The sequence below is a fragment of the Bacillus sp. OV166 genome (assembly GCF_900177675.1).
Taxonomy (GTDB): domain Bacteria; phylum Bacillota; class Bacilli; order Bacillales; family Cytobacillaceae; genus Neobacillus.
In genome coordinates this window covers 4,958,388-4,977,713 of the sequence record NZ_FXWM01000001.1, presented here as the reverse complement: position 1 = coordinate 4,977,713, position 19,326 = coordinate 4,958,388, and the positions used below count along the sequence as shown (strand labels likewise).

The following is a 19,326-nucleotide window of genomic DNA, read 5'->3' as shown; positions in this document are numbered from 1 at the left end:
TGATGGCAGTCTTTTTAAGATTATTAGTGATGTCCTGTTGGAAAACCAGAATGAACAATGGTCATAACTGTAAACCAACCAAAAGTCACAAATGACGCTACACCCCAAAATGCACCTAAGAAATTTTTATTCTTTAGTGATGAAAATCCACCGAAAGCTGCAAGGATGGTTACGATAGCAAAAATAATTACTAAACCCATGGTAAATCCCCCTTTTTCATCATTAGCAGGCAATGCCTCAAACATTCCAAAGAAAATTATGTACCTATATTATATACATTCGACTCTTATTTTATATTTTTTTCTTTCATTTGTCGAGTGCAAATAAGAGATCATTGAATTAGTATTCTTTCTCTCAACTGTTTACTTAGTGTAAAATAATGATATCGCAATTTCAATTGGAGGTACTAAAGAATGAAATGGCAACAAATCCCATTAGGGGCACTTCAAACTAACTGTTATATTGTAGAAAATTCAGATCGTTCGTGTTTAATTATTGACCCAGGCAGTGAAGGGAAAAAACTCATTCATTTGTTGAACAATAGGAAATTAAAACCTCTCGCAATTTTTCTAACCCATGCGCACTTCGATCATATTGGGGGTGTTGATGAAGTAAGGGATTTTTATAAAATTCCAGTTTATCTTCACAAACAAGAGGAAAAATGGCTAAGTGACTCTTCATTAAATGGTTCGCAATTTTTTATGATTCAGGATTCAATAACAGTAAAGCCAGCTGATTTTATTTTAAAAAATGAAGGAGAAATGAAAATAGGTGGTTTTGAGTTTGACATTTTTCATACACCAGGACATTCACCTGGAAGTGTCTCATTTTACTTCAAAAAGGATGGGTTTGTTCTTTCAGGTGATGCCCTGTTTCAAGGCAGCATTGGCCGTACAGACCTACCAGGAGGAAACGAGGCACAGCTATTAAAAAGCATTCATGATAAGCTGCTTGTTTTGCCTGAGGAAACGTATGTCTTATCAGGCCACGGCGCTGTAACAACCATTGCTGATGAAATGGATAGTAATCCGTTCTTGAATGGATTTTAGAGGATAGAGAGAAGACAAAAATAGAAAAACCCTTCTCCAATTTGAGAAGGGTTTTTCTGGGGGATATTCTATTCTAATATGGGAGGGGATAAAAGTTAAGCTACTATCCTTACAATATTATAAAGTTTACACTGTGTCAATAGTGTTTATTTAAAAAGGAGCATATATGAATATATTTTTAAAGAGTTTAATTTCAAATTCACCCAATGAGTTAATTACCTATGCGGATTTCATGGGGGCAGCTTTATATCATCCTGAATTCGGTTACTATATGAAAGATAAACAGAAAATTGGCCGACAAGGAGATTTCATAACAACAAGCAATATATCTGATATATACGGAAGAATGATGGCAAAATGGTTTTCTCACGTATGTGAAAGGACACAATTAGCACCAGTATTTTGTGAAATTGGAGCTGGGAATGGACGTTTTGCTAAGGCATTTTTACAGGAATGGCATGAAACGATTAAAACCCCATTAAAATATATAATTGTAGAAAGCAGTCCCTATCATCAGAAACTGCAAAGGCAATTGCTAACTAATTTTTCGGTTATCCAAGTGGAAAGTATCAGCAATGTTGAGGCTTTTGAGGGAGTGGTTTATTCCAATGAACTATTCGATGCCCTGCCAGTTCGTGTAATCGAGAAAGTCGATGGGCAGCTTTTTGAGGTTATGATAGGGATTCGATGGAACGAACTGTATGAGCAAAAAGTATTGTTAACGGATTCAGATATCCTGTTTTTTTTACAGGAAAGCAAGCTTAAACTAAAGGAAAAACAGCGGTTAGAGATCCCGTTAGCAATGGAAAAGATGGTGCGGGAAATTGCTCAGTCCCTCATAAAAGGAATGGTTGTGACAGCTGATTATGGCTATACACTTGAGGAGTGGATGGACCCAAGGAGGGCAAAGGGGAGTTTAAGAGGGTATTATCAGCATCAGATGTTTGATGATGTCTTACAGCACCCAGGTGAAATGGATATTACCACGCATATTCATTTTGATTATCTCATTCAAAAGGGTGAGCAGGTAGAATTAGAATTAATTACCAAACTCAGACAGGACGAATTTTTATTAAAGTCCGGAATTCTAAAAGAATTAGCGAACCATTATGACCCCAATCCATTTTCAGAAGTCAGCAAACGGAATCGAGCGATTCGTAGTTTGATTATGCCATCCGGGATAAGCACCTATTTTCATGTGGTTATCCAGCAAAAAGGGTTTAAGTTAAATGAAAATGACGTTTTCGTAGAATAAAGAAAAAACGCCGGAGTATTCCGACGTTTTTTCTAAATGTTTCTCAATGACCTGCACCAGGCACCATCATGAACGTAGTCCAATAAGTGAAACCTGCGAAGAAAACAGTTAAATATGCTCCGAATACCCACAAATACATGCGCTCGGATAATTTAAGATAGCTAAGCAGAACGAAAAAACCTGTTTGGGCTAAGAATAGCATTGCCGTTTTATCCATATCACCTAGATAAAACATAACTGTAAAAATGCCCGTCCAGAAACCACAAACTCTGAACATGCGATCCATATGTATCCCCCTCCTTTTTCCCTACGATACCATCATTACAATATTATAAGGAAAAGGAGGCATAATGTAAATAATGGTTTCGAATTAGTTTGTTACCAGCGCTTGATATGAACAAGTTTCGCAGCCAGAAATAATATTATCTTTTTCAATCAACTCAACGGATTCAAATAGTGCTCCAAACATTCCCTTTAGAAATTCATGGTGCATACTGCAAACTGTTTCCGAATGTTCTTCTGCCACTTCTTTAAATGGACAATTGAAAATTTGGAAATAGATTTTTGTTTTTTCACCGTTTGCTTCAAATTCTGGATAAAAACCTGCAAGCGTTGCAGCGCTTTTTAATATTGTTAGCTTTTGCTCAAATTCTAATTCCTCACCAAATGCTGTTTTTGCCTTTTCTTGTTCAATCACTTCTGTACCAAAACGTTTTCCGGTTAGATAAAGGGCTTGCTTTCCTGCTTCTCCAAGCGAAATCATTGTTTGGAGTGCGACTTTGGATAAAAGCATGTAGTCGCGAAACGGGAAATGCAGCTGGATTACATCGTCAGATAAACGATATAATCTACTTGGTCTGCCACCTTTACCTGTTTTCTTGGTTTCAGATGCTAACATATTTACATCTTCAAGCTTTGATAAATGCAATCTTGCTACATTCGGATGAATATTAAAATTTTCCGCCACCTCTTGAACGGTTACTTCTTGATGACGTTTTGTAATGTATTGATAAATATAGTACCGTGTTGGATCTGACAAAACGTTTGTTATTTTTAATGTTTGTTCCATCACTGTTCACCTCGGACCCCCATAATTTATTCCATTATAATACAGCCATTGTAACATGGGAATGAGGTTAACAATGTTAACACTATATGTTTAGAAATTGTTCACAATTTGCGACTTTATATTGTAACAATATAATAAAAATATAGCCTAAATTCATTAATAATCTCTTGTCAATAGCAGAAATATAGTTATTTTGGAAAAATAACGAAGCAGACCCAGCATCCGCTCGTTACAATTTTCGTCTTTTTTTGACTTCAAAATAAACGATGTAGGGTAGAATTCCGAACCAGCGATACCAAAAAGAAGCTTTTGTTTCTTTTCGAGCGGTACGAATTCGTTTTCGTTCATCCTTCGGTTGGTCTGCGTATTTCACGATGGTTTGGGTCATATATTTCACATAGTCGTTTGTTTTCATGGACACACCTGCCTTTAATTTTCATAAACAAGTATGTCCATATTTCTTCATTTTAATTCGACCCATTTACTTAATCTTTTTGTCCTTGTATCAAAATATCCCCGTCCAATGAATGTTTTGTCAACAGCAAGGAGGTGAAGAGTAAAATTGACTTTTTGGACATACCCAGTAGGAGTTTCAGCTTTGTAATCCATGGTGCCGTTAACAAAACTAATTGTTCCTTTAACAGGTAAGATCCCACTCTTTTGAAATATTACTTCAACTTTTTTTACCGACGATAGAAAATAGTACTCCTCTTGGAGGATGATAGCCGTTTCATGTGCCATTTTTCTTTCGGATAACAATTGTTCAATACGTACCGAGAAAAATAATAAAAAAATGATGATCAGGCACAAGGTAAGTGGGTAAGTGAAGCCTTTTTCATTATTTTTCATGGGACTGTCCCCGAATTTACTATTGGAAAAGCTGTTACTGAGTATTCTTTTCCCCATAGATCCGTTACGATGGTTTTGACTGCATTGTTTATAATGGTGAACGAATATTGTGAAACATTTTGAAGGATTATTTCATGACCAGTTGAATTCACACGTCTCCTAAGATTAGTACCGTACTTTTCATATTGAATGGTTTCAGTATCCTTCGTTAGAATTAACCTTCCGGAAATCACTTCGGCACTAGTGGACTGCCTTATTTCTTTTTTGATTTGGCTCGAAAAAACTTCCCATTCCATTGCCTGTAACGATGCCTCCGTGTCCTTATTAGTCAGGATAATTTGAAAAACAGGTGTCATAAAGAAAATAATCGTCGTAAAAATTGAAAAAGCAATTAGTACCTCGATGAGCGTAAATGCTTTTTCATTCAAGGGGCCCACAAATTTCGGTTTCAGGCTGTAATGAATTTTTTTCAATTCTTACACACACCTCCTTTTGGTCAGCTGCTCCGGTGTCTTTCCATGTGATTTGGTATTCAACTCCATTCAAAATGGAAGTGTAATTTGAAAATGTTTTATTACTGAATAATTTGATCTGTAGTTCCTCATACATCAGCTGCCTCGCTTTGCTCTCCCATTCTAATTGTCGTGATTGTTCTCTTAGTTCGATCAATAAAGGCAGTAAAAATAAACTAAGCATTAACCAGGCAGATAAAGAAAGTAGCAGTTCAAGCAAAAAAAATCCTCTAGTACTCCTTAACATAGAACCGACCCTCTCCAATTAAAAAGGTAATAACATATGTTTTATTTTTTGTTTGGATAAAAAAGTTTCCAAACTGGTTTACGTTTCCGTCGCTTAGGAATTTCAAATATAAGGGGAGAGAACCTTCTTTGAGATAAATATTTGTACTGTAATTTCGATTGACGATCGGCGTTGGTTCCGGCCACAAATACAGAAAATACCTATATTGATCTGGAACAAAAACAATGGATACTTCATCATGATGGGAGATAGCATATTGTTGAGCATAATATAGGTCGGCTTTTAATTGGATTAAAAAGGCCTCATCCTCCATTACTGAGTGCTGTGGTTTTAAGGAGAAAACTGTAATTGAGGAGATAATCATGAAGATGGAGAGAACTAACAAGGACTCAATTAAAGTGAAGCCTTTTTGATGCGTATTCATTATGGAGTGGTTACTGATGCAACAGCTGTTACAGTACCTTCAGAGTCTATTTCAACTGTCTTTCCGTTTGGACAACCTTTAGCGTCCTCCTTTATATATCCTTCTGCTTTTAGTTCCGCGATAGTTGGTACTTTATTCTTATCCATTTCATAAGCCTGAACTTGTGCCTGGACCATTTTAACATAGGCATCACAGCCTTTATTGTTGATGTTAGAATTATGTTTGGCAACGTTTGGAATTGTGATAATTAACAAGACCGAAATTACGAGCATGACGATCATCATTTCAATTAAAGTAAAGCCTTTTTCATTTTTCATCATTTTTAATAACCTCCATTTTTTTAAATGCCGTCCAGTAGATGAAACATGGGTAAAAGAATCGCTAAATACATCGAAACCACCATGAATCCAATAAAAATGTAAAGAATTGGCTGGATGGTTGTTAACCGTTTTTCTATCATTTCCTCCATGTTAGTGACACAATGCTTACTGAAAAATAATAACTCCTGCTCCAATTTTCCATTTTCTTGGCCGTGTTTTACAATCATCGGAAATTCTTTTTCGAAAAACGACAGAGACGCTAAAATTGTCTCCAACTTTTCTCCTGTAATTAGCTTAGTTTTAATCGTTTTAGCTAAGTGACAGTAAAAAGGATGCCTGAGATTCTGTTCAAATAGTTGTAAGGCTTCGGAAACTGATAATCCACCGGATAAGAGAAAGCTAAGTTGAATGGAAAAGTAGTGGGTAAACAGCAATTTGAGGATCCTGCCAACAAAAGGTATTCGAACAAGTTGTGACCTTTGTTTTAGGACGGAGAGTTTTCTAAAAAAGAGAAGATAATAAGAGGCTCCCATAATTAGGATCAGAAGCAGGGTACCGATAACAGTTGGGAAGTATTGATCAAAAGCATAAATGACATTTGTGAAAAAATTTGCTTCCAGACCAAGCGATGAAAAAAGGGTGGTGAACCTTGGCAGCAATGTATTTTCTATAAAAATAAATAGAAATCCTGTAATAACTAAAAGCACCATTGGATACTGAAGCAACTTGAGCAACTTGTGTACGTCTTTATCTTTTAATAGGGCAAGATCACTTCCTTCTAACAGAGCATCAGCAAAGCTGCCATGCTGCTCCGCAAAATAGACATAACCGACTAAGTCTTTGTTGAAACCAAGATTATTTAATGCATCATGAAACGGTAAACCCTTTTTCAACTCTTCTAAACAACCATTTAAATCCTCCTTTCGTTTTGACGGTAATTGTAATGCTATGGATTCAATTGCTAAAGCAATTGGATACCCCCTTGCTAATAGTTCACCGGTTCTTCTCAGGAAATTAGCTTGTTCATTCACTGACCATTTAGACCGTTTCATCGTCATATACCAATCGTTCATATTCAGATTCTTGGATATATCCAAGGGCAATGCCCTTATTAATTACATCTTTTATCATTCGGTAACGAATTTCTATTTTTTCTCCTTGAGCAGCTTTCATTACTGCGTGTAAATTTCGTCCGGATAAAAGTTCAAATACACTGGCGCGTTTCCATCTGCCATAGGAATAACAAATAGGTGAACACTCTCCTTCACAAAAAGGGCAGGTAAGTTCAACCAACCTTTGGGCTGTTATGGCAATAAGTGTCTGCTCGACCTCTAACCAATTCACTCCAAACTCACGCAGGCGATAAACCGCTCCCTTCGCATCACGGGTATGCATCGTGGAAAGCACTAGATGGCCTGTTAATGCTGCCCTTACCGCAATCTTTGCCGTCTCAGCATCTCTAATTTCACCGACCATTATAATGTCAGGATCATGTCGAAGAATTGCCTTTAATCCGGCTGCATAGGTGACGCCTGCTTTTTCATTGACTTGGATCTGCAGGACTGAGTCATAGTTTTTTTCAATGGGATCTTCGAGTGTAATGACATTACGATGAAATAAGTGGGCGGTTTCATTTAAAAGGGAATAGAGAGTAGTCGTTTTTCCGCTGCCCGTTGGCCCGGTAAAAATTATTAATCCATGAGCGTGTTTGAGAAGGGCAAGTAATTTTCGGGTCATTGCTGGGAAGAGTGAAAGTTGGTGAAAAGGAATTTGTTCTTGCTGTGGTAATAGCCGGATGACAAGGCTCTCTCTATTATTAGAAGGGAGTGTGGAAAGCCTGAGCCCCATTAAATTTCCGTCAACTTCACAAAAAATGGATCCACTTTGTGGTCGTCTTCTTTCTCCGATATCCATATTGGCTGTGAATTTAAAATGTGAGATTAATCTGTCGCATTCATCTTTTGGAAGGGATAGTCGAGGAATTAACTTGTTGGTTAAACGGATTTGGACGAGTGTGTCCCTCTTCCTTGGGATAATGTGAATATCTGTTGCTTGGTTTCGTGCAGCATCTGTAATGATTCGATTTGCTAAAATTTCTATCTCGCTAACAATAAGTACCACCGCCTTTTCATTTTTCTATGGGATAATATTCGACATGATTCCTCCTTATCCTTCTTTATTTTCAAAAATATTTTTAAGGGTGTCAGGCACCATGTGAAATTTTCACATGGTGCCTGACACCCTGTCCCTTATATTGCTTTTTCAGTTAGATAAAAGAGGCCGCCATTGATGAAGGATATGGAGATTTTTGGTTCGTACTGTTCCTTTAGAGCCATTTTTTCGGTTTCAAAGTTTTCATTTTCATCTTCAACATCCTCGTAAAAATGATTCAAGAGGCGTAAATCTTTATCCCAACGTTCTCGCGCATCTATTGCCCAAGAGTGGTCATCCTTCTCAATTATGGATGTAAGATAGGTTTCAACTCTCAACATCCCGCTTTGAGGTTTCACTAAAGGTGACAAAGTAAAGGAGTAATCAGGTATTTTTGGTGTTAACGGTATTTCAAGCAGTCTGTCATGGAAATCTTCAACCATTTTTCCGTTGATGAGTTGTAAGCCGATTGATTTGAAAATATCCCGCTTACGGTCACATTGAAAGGAGATCTTAACATTCATACATAGCCATGGTAGTAAAGGAGTTTGCTTGTTTTGATTCCGATGATTTTCATAAAGTCGGATATAGCTGGCTAAATTTTTCGTCGAAGTAAAAATTTGATGAAGCCGAGGTGAACCAAAATGAATGATTTCCCCCTTTATATTTTCAGGAGCGGCATCTTGGTTCGTAATAAATGTTAACTTCATCGGGTTTGGAATTCCACCCGTTTTTTCTAAATAGTGCCAGTAAAAAGGCCGATTCATTAATTCCTTATCAAGTTCAACTGTTAACTGAACAGTTAAATAACCTTGGCTATTCTCCACAATTGCACAGTCATTAGCCTGAAAATAGTTCAATAAAAAGTTATGAATTTCCTGCTGCTGCATGGGAATCTCCCTTCTTCATGTCCTGAGCAAATTCAATCATTGATGATAAATTTTCCATTTTAATTCGCATTTCGCCTTCGGATGAGGATTGTCCAAAAATATCGATTAAATGGTCTTCTATATTGCCAAATTCCAACTTAGTTAATATATCGTCAAGTTCACCAATTACTTTTTCAAATAAATGTATTTTCTCATAAAGAAGCTTCAAAATATGTTCTTCGACAGTATTTTTTATCGCAAAATTATAAATCATGACATCCTTTTCCTGGCCCAGACGATGGATACGACCAATTCGTTGTTCGAGCCTCATTGGATTCCATGGCAAATCAAAGTTAATTATATGATTACAAAATTGAAGGTTAATTCCTTCACCGCCCGCTTCAGTTGCTATAAGGACTTGAGCATGCTTTTGGAATAATTCTCTCATCCAGTCCTTTTTTCCACGCTTAAAGCCGCCCCGAAAAGGGACAGATGAAATTCCATGCTGTTTTAAATACCATTGGAGGTACATTTGTGTTGCTCGGTATTCTGTAAAAATAATCACTTTATCATTTACTTTTTGAATTAATTCTAATGCTTTTTCCGCTTTTGAATTCTTCTGGACAGCTTCGACTTTTTTTATTAAATACTGAATTTGTTCTTCAAAAGCTGGGGTTGGATTTTCCTTTTTTTGGAGCATGTTTTTTAATGTATAAAAAACTGCTTCTCTACTGCTGCATGCCTCACGCTGTAATGTCATTACGGAGAATGAACTTGTCTGTGCCCAATTCCCCTCATTTTTTAATTCAGTAATTGACTCATAAAGATCTTTCTCCTCTTGAGTGCATTCAATTGGAATGGTTTCCACATGCCTTTTCGTCCACTCAATGCCTGTATCTGCCCGCCGGTTCCGAATCATAACCTTGTTTACTAATTCTTTTAAATGCTCATCATCATTTAATGAACGTGCATCTCGTTTGTATTTTTCAAAGAATGTCGTTTCGCTGCCTAAATGTCCTGGTTTTAATAATGAAACCAGATTAAAAATTTCCTCGATACGGTTCTGAATGGGTGTTGCCGTCAATAGTAAACAAAATTTCTTTTTCAGATTTTGGACAAATTCGTAGTTTTTTGTTTTGTTATTTTTAAGTTTATGGGCTTCATCAATGATAATAAGGTCATAGTCCTGCTTAAAAATTATGTCTCGATGAGGATTTCGTTTAGCCGTATCAATTGACGAAACGACAACATCGCACTGTTCCCACACATAGCTTTTCCTTTGTGAAATGGCTGGAATGAAAAATTTGCTATTCAACTCCATCGACCATTGAGTAACTAACGATGCAGGGACAAGAATTAATACCTTTTTCACCAATCCGCGAATCATATATTCTTTTAGAATCAGCCCGGCCTCAATCGTTTTTCCGAGTCCTACTTCATCGGCAAGGATGGCTTTCCCATTCATGTTTTCAATTACTTGTTTAGCTGTTTCAAGCTGGTGAGGAAGTGGGGTTAGATTGGGTAAATGACTTGGTGCCAATAAACCTTTGAAATCTGGAATGACGAGATGTTTTTCAACTCCAATTGCTAGTTTAAAAAGTTCCCAATTCCCCCATGGACCATCGTTTTCAATTCTATGTAAAAAATCATCCTTCCAAGAGGAATCAAATTCAATTTCGATCGACATGGTTCCAGCTCCTTTTTATTCAATTTCCAGCTATATGCTTTTCTAATAAAGTTATTGCTCAATGTATTATTTTAATGGTAGGATAATAATAGCTTTGAATGTTTTAAATATTTTAATAAGGTAATTTATTTTATAAGTATAATTAGTATGACCAATTTGGATAATATTATAATGCGAATGATAACAAGGGGAGAGACTACTTATGTAGCGCCGAAGGAGCAAGCAGAAATGTGAATCTCTCAGGCAAAAGAACTCTTGTAGGACGCAGCTCTGGAGAGCGCTGCTAGCTTTAAGCAGCCACCAAAGGGGAAAGCCTTTTTAGGTAAACTTTCAGGTGCAAGGACAGAGACCTTCTTACGTTTCATAGGAGGTTTCTGTCCTTTTTTACATTATCCATTGAATAATTTGCGCCAAAGATTGAAGGAGGATTAAGAATGTCTGAATTAAAACGAACTCCACTTTTTGATGTGTATAAAGAATGGGGAGGAAAAACCATTGATTTTGGAGGTTGGGCACTGCCGGTCCAATTCTCTAGCATTAAAGAAGAGCATGAAGCTGTTCGCTCTTGTGCAGGATTATTTGATGTTTCCCATATGGGTGAAGTAGAAGTAAAAGGCACTAATAGCTTAGCATTTTTACAAAAAATGATGACTAATGACATTTCAAAAGTAAAAAATGGAGGTGCCCAGTACACAGCCATGTGTTATGAAAATGGCGGTACTGTTGATGACCTGCTTGTATATAAGATTGAAGACAATCATTACCTTTTAGTAGTAAACGCATCAAATATTGAAAAAGATTACAAATGGCTTGAAGACCATTTAACTGGTGATGTCTCTTTAGAAAACTTATCGGAAAAAACAGCACAGCTGGCTATCCAGGGACCACTTGCGGAAAAAGTATTGCAAAAGCTTGCGGGAGATAATGATTTAAGCCAAATTGGCTTTTTCAAATTCCAACAAGATGTAATCCTAAATGGAAAAAAGGCACTTGTATCAAGAACTGGTTATACTGGTGAAGATGGCTTTGAAGTGTATTGCGATGCAGAAGATGTTGTGGACCTTTGGAGAGACATTTTAACTGCAGGTAAAGAAGATGGAGTAATCCCATGTGGATTAGGGTCACGCGACACACTTCGCTTTGAAGCAGTTTTAGCGCTTTATGGTCAAGAACTATCTCCAGAAATTTCACCACTTGAAGCTGGAATTGGCTTCGCTGTGAAATTAAACAAAGAAGATGACTTTATCGGGAAACAAGCGTTAATCCAACAAAAAGAAAAGGGCTTAACAAGAAAATTGGTTGGAATCGAAATGATTGATCGTGGGATTCCACGTCATGGCTACCCTGTATATAAAGGTGATCAGTTAATTGGTGAGGTTACAACTGGAACGCAATCACCCACGTTAAAGAGGAATATTGGTCTTGCCCTAATCAATGCAGAATTTGCGGGTATTGAATCCGAAGTTGAAGTTGAAATTCGCGGCAAACGTTTAAAAGCTACTGTAGTTCCAACACCTTTTTATAAAAAAGAAAAGAAATAACAGAAGGGAGTTAGGTTTATGAAACATCGCTATTTACCTATGACTGAACAAGATAAGAAAACTATGCTTGAGGCAATTGGTGTTTCCTCTATTGATGAACTGTTTAGCGATATCCCTGAGAAAGTAAGATTTAAGGGTGAGTACAATATAAAAGCGGCAAAGTCTGAAACAGACTTAATGAAAGAGCTTTTTAAGATGGCTAGTCGGAACGCTGACCTGAAAAGAAACGTATCTTTTATAGGTGCAGGTGTTTATGACCATTACATGCCTGTAATTGTCGACCATGTTATTTCTAGATCAGAATTTTATACAGCTTATACACCTTATCAACCAGAAATTTCACAAGGTGAACTTCAAGCTATCTTTGAATTCCAAACCATGATTTGTGAGTTAACTGGAATGGATGTTGCCAACTCATCGATGTATGATGGCGGAACTGCTCTTGCTGAAGCAGCAATGCTTAGTGCAGGCCATACCAAACGAAAAACGATAGTCGTATCCAGTGCTGTACATCCAGAATCACGTGATGTTCTAAAAACTTATGCAAAGGGTCAGTATCTCAATGTGATTGAAGTACCAGTCAAAGATGGTGTAACAGATCTTGAAGCATTAAAAGGACTCGTTAATGAAGATGTTGCAGCCGTTATCGTCCAATATCCAAACTTCTTTGGGCGAGTCGAGCCGTTAAAAGAGCTTGAGGAAATCATTCATGCAAATAAGTCCATGTTTGTTGTTTCAAGTAACCCACTGTCCCTTGGGGTATTAACACCTCCAGGTAACTTTGGTGCTGACATCGTTATTGGTGATGCGCAGCCGTTTGGGATCCCAACTGCCTTTGGCGGACCGCACTGCGGATATTTTGCAGTCACTACTAAGTTAATGCGGAAAGTTCCAGGCCGTCTTGTTGGACAGACAACGGATGACCAAGGGCGCCGTGGTTTTGTCTTAACACTACAAGCGCGTGAACAGCATATCCGTCGTGATAAAGCGACATCAAATATTTGTTCCAATCAGGCATTAAATGCACTCGCTGCATCTGTAGCGATGACCGCTCTTGGTAAAAAAGGTGTCAGGGAAATGGCTGCGGCCAACTTGCAAAAAGCTCATTATGCGAAAAATACTTTCAAGGAAGCCGGCTTTGAAGTTGTTTATGATGGCCATTCCTTCAATGAATTCGTTGTGAAATTAACTAAGCCTGTAAAAGAAATCAACCAAAACCTTTTACAAAAAGGAATAATTGGGGGCTATGATTTAGGGCGTGATTATTCAGAACTGGCTAACCATATGCTGATTGCTGTAACAGAACAAAGATCGAAGGAAGAAATTGATACTCTAGTGAAAGAATTGGGGGATTTCCATGCATAATCAAGACCAGGCACTCATTTTTGAACTTAGCACACCAGGCCGCATCGGCTACAGCCTGCCGGAAATGGATGTACCGGAACTAGATCTCAGCGGTCTCCTTCCTGATGGTTACCTTCGTACAGAAGAGCCTGAACTTCCTGAAGTTTCGGAGCTTGATATTATGCGCCACTACACTGCCCTTTCGAGGAGAAATCATGGCGTCGATTCAGGATTCTATCCACTAGGCTCGTGTACGATGAAATATAATCCGAAAATCAACGAAAATGTAGCGCGTTTTAACGGATTTGCACATGTCCATCCGCTACAAGATGAAAGCTCTGTTCAAGGTGCTCTTGAACTTTTATACGATTTGCAGGAGCATTTAATCGAAATAACAGGTATGGACGAAGTGACCTTGCAACCTGCCGCAGGGGCTCATGGGGAATGGACTGGATTAATGATGATCCGTGCTTATCATGAGGCTAACGGTGATATGAACCGTACAAAAGTAATCGTCCCTGATTCTGCTCATGGTACGAACCCAGCTTCTGCTACGATTGCTGGTCTAGAAACAATTACCGTTAAATCAAATGAACATGGTCTTGTCGACCTTGAAGATTTAAGAAGGGTTGTTGGGGAAGATACTGCTGCATTAATGTTAACCAACCCGAATACGCTTGGACTATTTGAAGAAAACATTCTTGAATTGGCTGAAATTGTCCATGAAGCGGGTGGTAAGCTTTATTATGATGGAGCAAACTTAAACGCCGTTCTTTCAAAAGCAAGACCTGGGGATATGGGATTTGATGTTGTTCACTTAAATCTTCATAAAACATTCACTGGCCCACATGGAGGCGGTGGTCCTGGTTCCGGGCCTGTCGGGGTGAAGGCAGACCTTATCCCGTTCTTACCGAAGCCGATTATCACAAAGCAAGGCGAAGAATATGTCCTTGATTATGACCGCCCGCAATCAATTGGCCGTGTGAAGCCATATTACGGAAACTTCGGGATCAATGTTCGTGCCTACACATACATTCGCTCGATGGGACCAGATGGCTTAAAAGCGGTAACAGAGTACGCTGTATTAAATGCGAACTACATGATGAGAAGGCTTGCTGAATATTATGATCTACCATTTGATAGACATTGTAAGCATGAGTTTGTACTCAGTGGAAGACGTCAGAAAAAATTAGGCGTTCGTACATTGGATATTGCGAAACGTCTGCTTGATTTTGGTTACCACCCACCAACCATTTACTTCCCATTAAATGTGGAAGAGTGTATTATGATCGAACCAACTGAGACCGAATCAAAAGAGACACTAGATTCGTTCATCGATATTATGATCCAAATCGCTAAAGAAGTGGAAGAAAATCCAGAAATCGTTCAAGAAGCACCACATACAACAGTGGTCGGCCGGATGGACGAAACAAAAGCAGCCCGTAAACCAGTTTTGAAATACCAAGAAGCTTAATAAATGGAAAGGTCAGATTCGAAAAATAATCTGACCTTTTATCTTGTGTAGCAGTTTTTGAAATTAAAAAAGGCTCCGAATCCGGAACCTTTAATGAGTTCTTATTTCTTAGCTTTTACTTTACCTGACCATTTTTTGAACCCGCCTTGTAGCTGAGTAAGGTCTCGATAGCCTTTTCGGTGTAAGAATTGGGCTGCACGTCCACTCCGCATTCCACTCTGGCAATACAAATATACTGGCATATCAGAACGGATTTCTTTCATGCGCATTTTCATTTGCGACATTGGGATATTACGTGCTCCTAAAATATGGCCGCCTTCGAATTCGTTTGCTTCACGAACATCTATTAGTTGTGCCTTTCTGTACCCCGCACGGAACTCTTCTTCTGTTACCGTTTTAACAATTCTTTTCTGATAGAAAAAGGTAAAAACGGAATAAATGATAACTGCTACAATGATGATTAATAATGGATAAAGTGAACTCAATTTTTTTTTGCTCCTTTCAAGCTTTCCTGCACTAGTATTTATTATATAAGTCAATCCGATAAAGATAAAGATGAATGCAAAAAAATCTTTTGATATTGCCTAAATAATTATAGCAGAAACATCTTATTTTGAATCTATATCAGATTTTGGTAGACTTAAACAAGAGATAATTATAAAAAAATGAGGTTTTAGAATGAAAAAAGAAGTTTGGCGTTTTATTGATACTGGAAATAGTTTACCATCTTTTAATATGGCTTTAGATGAAGCGTTACTTGATTGGCATAGTGAAGGGAAATTTCCTCCAGTTATTCGATTCTATGGCTGGGATCCGGCAACGCTATCAGTAGGTTATTTTCAAAAAGTAGAGAAAGAAATTGATATGGAAGCAGTCAATGCACACCAATTAGGTTTCGTAAGAAGACCTACAGGAGGACGCGGCGTTCTGCACGAGCATGAACTTACCTATAGTGTCATCGTTTCTGAAGAACATCCAGAAATGCCTAATTCTGTTACAGAGGCATACCGTGTAATTTCTGAAGGAATTTTAAAGGGTTTTCACCATTTAGGACTTGAGGCATATTTTGCTGTCCCAAAAACAGCAGAAGAACGGGATGCTTTGAAAAACCCTCGCTCTGCTGTATGCTTTGATGCTCCAAGCTGGTATGAGCTTGTGGTGGAAGGCAGGAAGGTTGCCGGCAGTGCACAAACGAGACAAAAGGGAGTAATTCTACAGCACGGCTCCATTCTGTTAGATTTGGATGAAGAAAAGCTATTTAGTTTATTTAAATATCCAAGTGAGAGAGTTAAGGAACGAATGAGAAAAGCATTTAAGGATAAAGCGGTTGCTATCAACAACATTAGTCCAAGAAGAATTTCACTTGAGGAAGCAAAGGAAGCTTTTTATAAAGGCTTTGCTGAGGGTCTAAATATTGAGCTTGAACCTTATCAATTAACCGAGGAAGAACTAGCTTATGTTGAAAAGATTGCAAAAGATCGCTATGAAAGTGATGAATGGAATTTTAAAAGATAATTTGAAACGGCGAATTCGCCGTCTTTTTTTGTTGCCTTAACGATTAATGTAAAGAAGCAACCTGCGAAATTTGTTGAATTTTCCTGTTTTATGACGAAAATCTATTAAAAGCTATTGATTACTTTTAAATCTATTATTTTTTAAGTTTGACAAAATAATTATAGTTTGCTTAACATACAATATATAGTGTTGTCGAAAATATTTTCGGTACTATATATTGATATTTAGTTGATTTATTCAGGTGGGCTATGATAACCTAAAAATACAAACCAACTAGATATAGCGTAAACCTGCTAGATTTAGCACAATAGGTGGATTTTTTTTAAGAAGGAGTTGTTCTAATGTCTGTAGTTTTTAGACAAACAATGAATATTGATTTTGAAAGGTTGAATGAGGATATTCAATTATTCCCCCAGGTGCATCCAGTTACCCCAGATATGAAAATAACTCACAAGGGTGTTTCTCGTTTGGTCATGTTGGACCGCTATACCTTTAAAGATACTGCAAAAATAACTCTTACAAACGGCGACTTTGTTGTTTTAACTATTAAAGAAGATCCGAAATTTCCAGCTCGTGGTCTTGGTTACATTATGGAAATAGACTGGGAAAAGAAAAAGGCGAAAGTTTTAGTCGAAGAGGAATTCAGGGGAGTACTCGATGATCCTGAAGAAGCTAGTACTGGTGTGATAGTCAGATCCTTAGATGTAATTGAGAAGCCTTTGGAGCTCTTCTATGAGCAAATTGCGAAACGTAATGCTACTGGTCTTGCTTCTGTAGAAAAGACGGAAGAGAAGCGAAGAGAATGGACTGAAAGATTTTATCAAGAGCTTGTTAACATGAACTTCATTCCAGCAGGTCGCGTTCTTTACGGAGCTGGGGCAGATACTGATGTAACATACTTTAATTGCTATGTGATGCCGTTTGTTCCTGACTCTCGTGAAGGTATCTCTGATCATCGTAAACAGGTAATGGAGATTATGAGCCGAGGCGGCGGTGTTGGAACAAATGGCTCGACGCTGAGACCGAGAAACACACTGGCTAGAGGCGTCAATGGTAAATCATCTGGATCGGTTTCATGGCTGGATGATATTGCGAAATTGACTCATTTGGTTGAGCAAGGCGGATCAAGACGTGGAGCTCAGATGATCATGTTGTCCGACTGGCATCCAGACATTATTGAATTTATTATTTCTAAGATGCAAAATCCTAGAATTTTACGATTCTTGATTGAAAATACAAATGATGAAACGATTAAAAAACTTGCTAAAGACAAGCTAAAGTTTACCCCTCTAACTTTAAGGGAAACTGCAATGTACCAAGGAATTGTAAATTATAAAAACATTCCTGGGTTCGGTGGATTTGATGAAAACATTATCGCAGATGCAGAAGAGAAATTATTAACTGGCGGTAATTATACTGTCCACAATTCAGAGTTCCTTACAGGTGCGAACATCTCTGTCTGTTTAACAAAGGAATTTATGGAAGCTGTAGAAACCGATAGTGACTATGAACTCCGCTTCCCGTATGTTGAACAATATGATCAAGAGCAAATGGAGATTTACAACCAAGAATGGCATAAAGTTGGTGACGTTCGCGAGTGGGAAAAACAAGGGCATAAAGTACGAGTGTACAAAAAGTTCAAAGCAAAAGAACTTTGGAACCTAATCAATATTTGCGCGACCTACTCAGCTGAACCGGGAATATTTTTTATCGATAACGCAAACGACATGACCAATGCAAAAGCATATGGACAACAAGTTGTTGCAACAAATCCATGTGGAGAGCAGCCTCTCGCACCATTTTCCGTCTGTAATCTTGCAGCTGTCAATCTCGCTGAGATGGCTGATAAGGACACAAAAACTGTTGATTTTGAAAAGCTTAAGAAAACAGTAGTTGTGGGTGTACGGATGCAGGATAATGTCATTAACGCAACTCCATACTTCCTGGAAGAAAATAAAAAACAGGCTCTTGGTGAAAGACGTGTGGGGCTTGGAGTCATGGGCTTACATGACATGCTGATTTATTGTGAAACGAAGTATGGATCACCAGAAGGAAACGAACTCGTTGATCAAGTATTTGAAATAATTGCAACTACTGCATACAGAACTTCAATTGAATTGGCAAAAGAAAAGGGAAGTTTTCCATTCTTAACTGGTGAAACAACAGCAGATACCAATCGATTACGACAAGCCTTCATTGATACAGGATTTATGAAAAAAATGCCCGAAGATGTCCGCCAATCTATTTTAGAAAGTGGAATTAGAAATTCGCATTTACTAACTGTGGCACCAACTGGATCCACAGGGACCATGGTTGGAGTTTCCACCGGACTTGAGCCTTATTTCTCATTCTCTTATTTCCGTAGTGGACGCCTCGGTAAATTTATCGAAGTTAAAGCGGATATTGTGAAAGAATACTTGGACCAGCACCCAGAAGCAGATGAAAACAATCTTCCGCACTGGTTTGTTACATCGATGGAGCTTTCCACTGAAGCCCATGCGGATGTTCAATGTGTCATCCAGCGTTGGATAGATAGTTCTATCAGTAAAACTGTCAACGCACCAAAAGGTTATAGCGTAGAGCAGGTCGAAAAAGTTTATCAGCGTTTGTACCGCGGCGGGGCAAAAGGTGGAACCGTTTATGTTGATGGTTCACGCGATTCTCAGGTACTAACACTAAAAGCTGAAGAAAACACGAATGAACAATTATCAATTTTTAATGAAAAACCGAAGCAGCATGTTGTCCTTGTTGATACAATCAGTGAACTCCGTTCAACAAGTGTAACGATCGGCTCTGAAGTCGGTAACACTTGCCCAGTCTGCCGGACTGGAAAAGTAAAAGAAATGGGTGGCTGCAATACCTGTGCAAACTGCGGCGCTCAATTAAAATGTGGTTTATAATACGTATTTTTTAGAGGGGGAGAAAATCCCCCTTTTTTTGTGTTATCAAGGTCAATATCCGTCCCTGAAAGTTACATTATACTGCATCATATTTTGCTAATCGAAGTAGAACGAAGTCGA

Annotated in this window: 21 protein-coding genes and 1 riboswitch; of the genes, 7 read left to right on the top strand and 14 right to left on the bottom strand. The window is 38.1% G+C overall.

The genetic code is table 11. The annotated features are described in order from the left end of the window. Positions 1-23: 23 nt before the first annotated feature. The gene (locus CCK98_RS24485) at positions 24-200 is read right to left on the bottom strand and encodes a DUF2759 domain-containing protein (RefSeq protein ID WP_088088972.1); all 177 of its coding nucleotides are present in this window, start codon (positions 198-200) and stop codon (positions 24-26) included. A 213-nt stretch (positions 201-413) separates the two neighbouring features. Between CCK98_RS24485 and CCK98_RS24480 the strand changes: the two genes are divergently transcribed. Both CCK98_RS24480 and CCK98_RS24475 read left to right on the top strand, forming a co-directional pair. Further along, positions 414-1,049, top strand: a complete 636-nt coding sequence (locus CCK98_RS24480; RefSeq protein WP_088088971.1) for an MBL fold metallo-hydrolase — start codon at positions 414-416, stop codon at positions 1,047-1,049. Between the two features lie 166 nt (positions 1,050-1,215). Further along, the gene (locus CCK98_RS24475) at positions 1,216-2,304 is read left to right on the top strand and encodes a class I SAM-dependent methyltransferase (RefSeq protein ID WP_088088970.1); all 1,089 of its coding nucleotides are present in this window, start codon (positions 1,216-1,218) and stop codon (positions 2,302-2,304) included. A gap of 43 nt (positions 2,305-2,347) precedes the next feature. On the opposite strand, the gene CCK98_RS24470 is transcribed toward CCK98_RS24475, so the two are convergent. From CCK98_RS24470 to CCK98_RS24415, 12 genes are all read right to left on the bottom strand, one after another. Next, the gene (locus CCK98_RS24470) at positions 2,348-2,590 is read right to left on the bottom strand and encodes a DUF2626 domain-containing protein (RefSeq protein WP_088088969.1); all 243 of its coding nucleotides are present in this window, start codon (positions 2,588-2,590) and stop codon (positions 2,348-2,350) included. Between the two features lie 84 nt (positions 2,591-2,674). Next, positions 2,675-3,373, bottom strand: coding sequence for a metalloregulator ArsR/SmtB family transcription factor (locus tag CCK98_RS24465; protein WP_088088968.1), 699 nt, complete (start codon positions 3,371-3,373; stop codon positions 2,675-2,677). Positions 3,374-3,602: 229 nt separating this feature from the next. Then, a complete protein-coding gene (locus CCK98_RS24460) occupies positions 3,603-3,788 on the bottom strand; it encodes a YqzE family protein (RefSeq protein ID WP_088088967.1) in 186 nt (61 codons plus the stop codon). 47 nt (positions 3,789-3,835) lie between these two features. Next, positions 3,836-4,222, bottom strand: coding sequence for a competence type IV pilus minor pilin ComGG (comGG, locus tag CCK98_RS24455; RefSeq protein ID WP_179195918.1), 387 nt, complete (start codon positions 4,220-4,222; stop codon positions 3,836-3,838). Next, positions 4,219-4,695, bottom strand: coding sequence for a competence type IV pilus minor pilin ComGF (comGF, locus tag CCK98_RS24450; RefSeq protein WP_256942454.1), 477 nt, complete (start codon positions 4,693-4,695; stop codon positions 4,219-4,221). Before comGF ends, comGG begins: the two co-directional genes overlap by 4 nt. After that, entirely contained in the window at positions 4,643-4,954 is a 312-nt protein-coding gene (locus CCK98_RS24445) for a hypothetical protein (RefSeq protein WP_142292197.1), read from the bottom strand. Before CCK98_RS24445 ends, comGF begins: the two co-directional genes overlap by 53 nt. Positions 4,955-4,964: 10 nt before the next feature. Next, positions 4,965-5,405, bottom strand: coding sequence for a competence type IV pilus minor pilin ComGD (gene comGD / locus CCK98_RS24440; protein WP_088088963.1), 441 nt, complete (start codon positions 5,403-5,405; stop codon positions 4,965-4,967). Then, positions 5,405-5,725 carry a competence type IV pilus major pilin ComGC gene (gene comGC, locus CCK98_RS24435; RefSeq protein WP_088088962.1) on the bottom strand — a complete coding sequence of 107 codons (321 nt, stop codon included), beginning with the start codon at positions 5,723-5,725 and terminating at the stop codon, positions 5,405-5,407. Before comGC ends, comGD begins: the two co-directional genes overlap by 1 nt. A gap of 20 nt (positions 5,726-5,745) precedes the next feature. Then, positions 5,746-6,798, bottom strand: coding sequence for a competence type IV pilus assembly protein ComGB (gene comGB, locus CCK98_RS24430; RefSeq protein ID WP_256942453.1), 1,053 nt, complete (start codon positions 6,796-6,798; stop codon positions 5,746-5,748). Next, positions 6,764-7,846, bottom strand: a complete 1,083-nt coding sequence (comGA, locus tag CCK98_RS24425) for a competence type IV pilus ATPase ComGA (RefSeq protein ID WP_088088960.1) — start codon at positions 7,844-7,846, stop codon at positions 6,764-6,766. Before comGA ends, comGB begins: the two co-directional genes overlap by 35 nt. Before the next feature lie 128 nt (positions 7,847-7,974). Then, positions 7,975-8,766 (bottom strand): YqhG family protein, encoded by a 792-nt coding sequence (locus CCK98_RS24420; RefSeq protein ID WP_088088959.1) that lies wholly within the window; start codon positions 8,764-8,766, stop codon positions 7,975-7,977. Continuing rightward, entirely contained in the window at positions 8,744-10,432 is a 1,689-nt protein-coding gene (locus CCK98_RS24415; RefSeq protein WP_088088958.1) for a DEAD/DEAH box helicase, read from the bottom strand. Before CCK98_RS24415 ends, CCK98_RS24420 begins: the two co-directional genes overlap by 23 nt. Before the next feature lie 177 nt (positions 10,433-10,609). Further along, positions 10,610-10,697: riboswitch (glycine riboswitch) on the top strand. 169 nt (positions 10,698-10,866) lie between these two features. Between CCK98_RS24415 and gcvT the strand changes: the two genes are divergently transcribed. From gcvT to gcvPB, 3 genes are read left to right on the top strand one after another with little or no spacing between them, the layout of a single operon-like run. Beyond that, positions 10,867-11,973, top strand: coding sequence for a glycine cleavage system aminomethyltransferase GcvT (gene gcvT / locus CCK98_RS24410; protein ID WP_088088957.1), 1,107 nt, complete (start codon positions 10,867-10,869; stop codon positions 11,971-11,973). 18 nt (positions 11,974-11,991) lie between these two features. After that, complete coding sequence (gene gcvPA / locus CCK98_RS24405; RefSeq protein ID WP_088088956.1) at positions 11,992-13,338, top strand: aminomethyl-transferring glycine dehydrogenase subunit GcvPA; 1,347 nt, start codon at positions 11,992-11,994, stop codon at positions 13,336-13,338. After that, positions 13,331-14,791 (top strand): aminomethyl-transferring glycine dehydrogenase subunit GcvPB, encoded by a 1,461-nt coding sequence (gcvPB, locus tag CCK98_RS24400; RefSeq protein ID WP_088088955.1) that lies wholly within the window; start codon positions 13,331-13,333, stop codon positions 14,789-14,791. Before gcvPA ends, gcvPB begins: the two co-directional genes overlap by 8 nt. 101 nt (positions 14,792-14,892) lie before the next feature. On the opposite strand, the gene CCK98_RS24395 is transcribed toward gcvPB, so the two are convergent. Further along, positions 14,893-15,276, bottom strand: a complete 384-nt coding sequence (locus tag CCK98_RS24395) for a rhodanese-like domain-containing protein (RefSeq protein WP_088088954.1) — start codon at positions 15,274-15,276, stop codon at positions 14,893-14,895. A gap of 193 nt (positions 15,277-15,469) precedes the next feature. On the opposite strand from CCK98_RS24395, the gene CCK98_RS24390 reads away from it, so the two are divergent. Beyond that, a complete protein-coding gene (locus CCK98_RS24390) occupies positions 15,470-16,306 on the top strand; it encodes a biotin/lipoate A/B protein ligase family protein (RefSeq protein ID WP_088088953.1) in 837 nt (278 codons plus the stop codon). Between the two features lie 341 nt (positions 16,307-16,647). Continuing rightward, a complete protein-coding gene (locus tag CCK98_RS24385) occupies positions 16,648-19,206 on the top strand; it encodes a vitamin B12-dependent ribonucleotide reductase (protein WP_088088952.1) in 2,559 nt (852 codons plus the stop codon). The last annotated feature ends 120 nt before the right edge of the window (positions 19,207-19,326 follow it).

What these genes read in the sequence shown, in the direction of transcription:
- CCK98_RS24460 (WP_088088967.1), bottom strand. Translation starts at nt 3,788, where the DNA reads ATGAAAACAAACGACTATGTGAAATATATGACCCAAACCATCGTGAAA.
- comGC (WP_088088962.1), bottom strand. Translation starts at nt 5,725, where the DNA reads ATGATGAAAAATGAAAAAGGCTTTACTTTAATTGAAATGATGATCGTC.
- comGB (WP_256942453.1), bottom strand. Translation starts at nt 6,798, where the DNA reads ATGAACGATTGGTATATGACGATGAAACGGTCTAAATGGTCAGTGAAT.
- CCK98_RS24480 (WP_088088971.1), top strand. Translation starts at nt 414, where the DNA reads ATGAAATGGCAACAAATCCCATTAGGGGCACTTCAAACTAACTGTTAT.
- CCK98_RS24390 (WP_088088953.1), top strand. Translation starts at nt 15,470, where the DNA reads ATGAAAAAAGAAGTTTGGCGTTTTATTGATACTGGAAATAGTTTACCA.
- gcvT (WP_088088957.1), top strand. Translation starts at nt 10,867, where the DNA reads ATGTCTGAATTAAAACGAACTCCACTTTTTGATGTGTATAAAGAATGG.
- gcvPA (WP_088088956.1), top strand. Translation starts at nt 11,992, where the DNA reads ATGAAACATCGCTATTTACCTATGACTGAACAAGATAAGAAAACTATG.
- CCK98_RS24485 (WP_088088972.1), bottom strand. Translation starts at nt 200, where the DNA reads ATGGGTTTAGTAATTATTTTTGCTATCGTAACCATCCTTGCAGCTTTC.
- comGD (WP_088088963.1), bottom strand. Translation starts at nt 5,405, where the DNA reads ATGAATACGCATCAAAAAGGCTTCACTTTAATTGAGTCCTTGTTAGTT.
- CCK98_RS24465 (WP_088088968.1), bottom strand. Translation starts at nt 3,373, where the DNA reads ATGGAACAAACATTAAAAATAACAAACGTTTTGTCAGATCCAACACGG.
- CCK98_RS24470 (WP_088088969.1), bottom strand. Translation starts at nt 2,590, where the DNA reads ATGGATCGCATGTTCAGAGTTTGTGGTTTCTGGACGGGCATTTTTACA.
- CCK98_RS24475 (WP_088088970.1), top strand. Translation starts at nt 1,216, where the DNA reads ATGAATATATTTTTAAAGAGTTTAATTTCAAATTCACCCAATGAGTTA.
- gcvPB (WP_088088955.1), top strand. Translation starts at nt 13,331, where the DNA reads ATGCATAATCAAGACCAGGCACTCATTTTTGAACTTAGCACACCAGGC.
- CCK98_RS24385 (WP_088088952.1), top strand. Translation starts at nt 16,648, where the DNA reads ATGTCTGTAGTTTTTAGACAAACAATGAATATTGATTTTGAAAGGTTG.
- CCK98_RS24415 (WP_088088958.1), bottom strand. Translation starts at nt 10,432, where the DNA reads ATGTCGATCGAAATTGAATTTGATTCCTCTTGGAAGGATGATTTTTTA.
- comGG (WP_179195918.1), bottom strand. Translation starts at nt 4,222, where the DNA reads ATGAAAAATAATGAAAAAGGCTTCACTTACCCACTTACCTTGTGCCTG.
- CCK98_RS24420 (WP_088088959.1), bottom strand. Translation starts at nt 8,766, where the DNA reads ATGCAGCAGCAGGAAATTCATAACTTTTTATTGAACTATTTTCAGGCT.